At 72.5% G+C, this 2,804-nt stretch carries 4 protein-coding genes; all 4 read left to right on the plus strand.

Features of this window, described 5'->3' with window-relative positions; all coding sequences use genetic code 11:
- The first annotated feature begins 113 nt into the window (after positions 1-113).
- Complete coding sequence (locus AAHH18_RS18325) at positions 114-299, plus strand: HNH endonuclease (RefSeq protein WP_459349167.1); 186 nt, start codon at positions 114-116, stop codon at positions 297-299.
- A gap of 152 nt (positions 300-451) precedes the next feature.
- The gene (locus AAHH18_RS17330) at positions 452-613 is read left to right on the plus strand and encodes a hypothetical protein (protein ID WP_343302469.1); all 162 of its coding nucleotides are present in this window, start codon (positions 452-454) and stop codon (positions 611-613) included.
- The gene (locus AAHH18_RS17335; protein WP_343302470.1) at positions 613-1,194 is read left to right on the plus strand and encodes a hypothetical protein; all 582 of its coding nucleotides are present in this window, start codon (positions 613-615) and stop codon (positions 1,192-1,194) included. Before AAHH18_RS17330 ends, AAHH18_RS17335 begins: the two co-directional genes overlap by 1 nt.
- Positions 1,166-2,804, plus strand: a 1,639-nt coding sequence (locus AAHH18_RS17340) for a hypothetical protein (protein WP_343302471.1), incomplete at its 3' end; no start/stop codon positions are given. The genes AAHH18_RS17335 and AAHH18_RS17340, both read left to right, overlap by 29 nt.

Raw genomic sequence — 2,804 nt, forward strand, 5'->3', positions numbered from 1 at the left:
GGCGATCGCGCACGAGCACGGCAGCGCACCGGGCGAGGCGCCTGCGTGTGTTCGCCCGCGATGACTACCAGTGCCAGATCCGAGGGCCGCGCTGCACCGGAGCCGCCGAGGAGATGGATCACGTAGTCGAGCTCGCGGACGGAGGTCCTGACACCGACGAGAACGCTCGCGCGGCCTGCGGGCCATGTCACCGGGAGAAGACCGCAGCGCACGCCGTGGCCGCGCGGGCGAAGCATGGCCGGTTGCGCGCGCCGAGGCCGCATCCGAGCGCAGTGTCGAGTTCGGCTCCACGCTCGTAGAGCACTGTGGTCGAGCCGCGACCCGGGGGGTGACCCCCTCCCCCCGGCAAGGGTCGGCACACGGTGGGGTTAGGGGGCGCCGCTGTGTACGGGTCTGGGCGTTCTGGACTGTCCCATCTCCGCTGACCTGCACGAACACCGAGGGAGGCGCCATGCGGATCCGGCTCTCCCTCACCCTGGACGTCACGCGCGCGCGGCACGAGGCGGCCGTCGAGCGAGACACCCAGGTCGACGCGCTCGTCGAGCGTGCCGAGCCGCAGCCGATCGGCTTCGCGGCCGAGCCCGGCCGCCCGGCCGCTGGGCGGGCCCGCTGATGGCCGGGAGGGGTCCGGCGCCGAAGCCGGCGAGCAAGCGCTCGCGGCGCAACGCCACGATCGCGCTGAAGCAGCTGCCGGCGATCGGTCGGCAGGGTCGCGCGCCGAAGTTCCCGCTGCCCGACGATCCGCGCCTGACCGGGCTGCTGCCGTACCTCGAGGAGCGGGCCGCGAAGCTGCGCGACGAGTGGGCCGAGGAGAAGGACGGCCGCAAGGTCCGCCGCCTCGCGGACAGGCTCGCGGCCGCCGAGCGGGAGATCGCCACGCTCCGCGCGGAGATCGCGGCGCTCGCGGCGCTCGAGCGGACGATCTGGCGGCAGCTGTGGGCCACGCCGATGGCAACGCAGTGGGAGAAGCTGCGCTGGACGCGCGACGTCGCGCAGTACACGCGGCACAAGGCTGCGGCCGAGCTCGGGAGCATCAAGGACGCCAAGGAGGCGCGCCAGTTCTCCGACCGGCTCGGTCTGACGGACCTCGCGCTGCTGCGGTTGCGCTGGGAGGTCGCCCCGCCGGTCGCGCCGACCGGCGAGGGCCTGGCCGGGGTGACGAGCCTTGACGACGTCCGCAGCGTCCTCGACTAGCGAGCTGCTGCCGGGCTACCAGGTCGACCCGGCGACCGGGGCATGGTGCTCGATCCCGTGGCCCGGTGACCCGAGTCTGCCGTGGAACCACCCGGAGCGCGTGCGGCTGCTGCCGCCGACCCTGGGCCCGCAGCTCATCCGGTGGGGCGAGGCCCGGCTGCTGCACCCGCTGACCGGGCGGCCGTGGCGGTACACCCCGGGGCAGAAGCGCTGGATGATCCTGTGGTACGCCCTGGACGTCGAGTCCGGCCGCTGGCTGTATCGCTCGGGCGTCAAGCGCGGCGCGAAGGGCACCGGCAAGGACCCGTTCGGCGGGGCGATGTCGCTGACGGAGCTGTGCGGGCCGGTGCAGTACGCCGGCGTCGCCGACGGCCGGCCGGTCGGGGAGTCCCGCGGCCTGGCGCTGGTGCAGATCGCCGCGAACTCGCAGGCGCAGGCCGCGGACCTACTGCGCGTGGCGAACGCGATGGTCTCCGAGGAGATGCAGGACGAGTTCGGCATCGACACCGGCGAGACGCGCACGACCGCGGACACCGGCCGCATCGAGCTGCTGACCTTCTCCGAGAGGTCCAGCGAGGGCGACCCGGCGACGGCGATCTTCCTGAACGAGTCGCACCACATGACCGAGTCCTCCGGCGGGCACAAGGTCGCCGACACCGCACGCCGCAACGTCGCGAAGTCCCCGTCCTACATCCAGGCGCGGCTGGTCGAGCTGACCAACGCCCACCAGGAGGGCATGGACTCGGTCGCCGAGCGGTCGTTCCAGGCCTGGCAGTCCCAGATGGCCGGCCGCGGCAAGCGGGACATCCTGTACGACTCGATCGAGGCCCCGCCGGCCACGAACGTCTACGACGAGGCGGACCGGCTCAGAGGCCTGGCGGCGGCGTACTCAGACGCCCCGTGGGCGGACTTGCAGCGACTGTCCGACGAGATGCTCGACGAGCGCACCCCGGTCGGCGACTCGATCAGGTTCTACTACAACGGCCTGGCCGCAGCCGAGGACGCCTGGGTCGAGCCGGAGAACTTCAAGCGGCTCTCGGACGCCTCGAAGTCGATCGAGCCGGGCGACCGGATCGCAATGTTCCTGGACTGCTCGAAGTCGACCGACGCGACCGGCCTCGTCGCCTGCCGGCTCAGCGATGGGCACACCTTCGTCCTGGGCATATGGCAGGCGCCGCACGGCGCTCGCGGCAAGGGCTGGCTCGCTCCTCGCCCCGAGGTCGACGCCGTGGTCCGCAAGGCGTTCGCGGACTACTCGGTCGCCTGGTTCGGCGTCGACCCGTCGCCGGCCCGTGACGACGACGACGAGGCCCTGTACTGGATGCCGCTGGTCGACGCCTGGCACCGCGACTTCCGCCGCAAGGTGAAGGTCTGGGCGACCCCGGGCGCCGGCGGGCACTCGGTGAAGTTCGACATGAGGACGTCCCAGCCCGGCGGCAAGCTCCGCAACAAGGCCTTCACCGAGGCCGCGATGCAGGTCGAGCACATGATCGACTCCGAGCCCGGCCAGCCGTTCACGCACGACGGCCACCCCGCGCTGCTGCTGCACACGTACCACGCGAAGCGTCGACCGAACCAGTGGGGCCACACGCTCGGCAAGCAGAACCGGG

The sequence above is a fragment of the Cellulomonas olei genome (assembly GCF_039548315.1).
GTDB lineage: Bacteria > Actinomycetota > Actinomycetes > Actinomycetales > Cellulomonadaceae > Cellulomonas.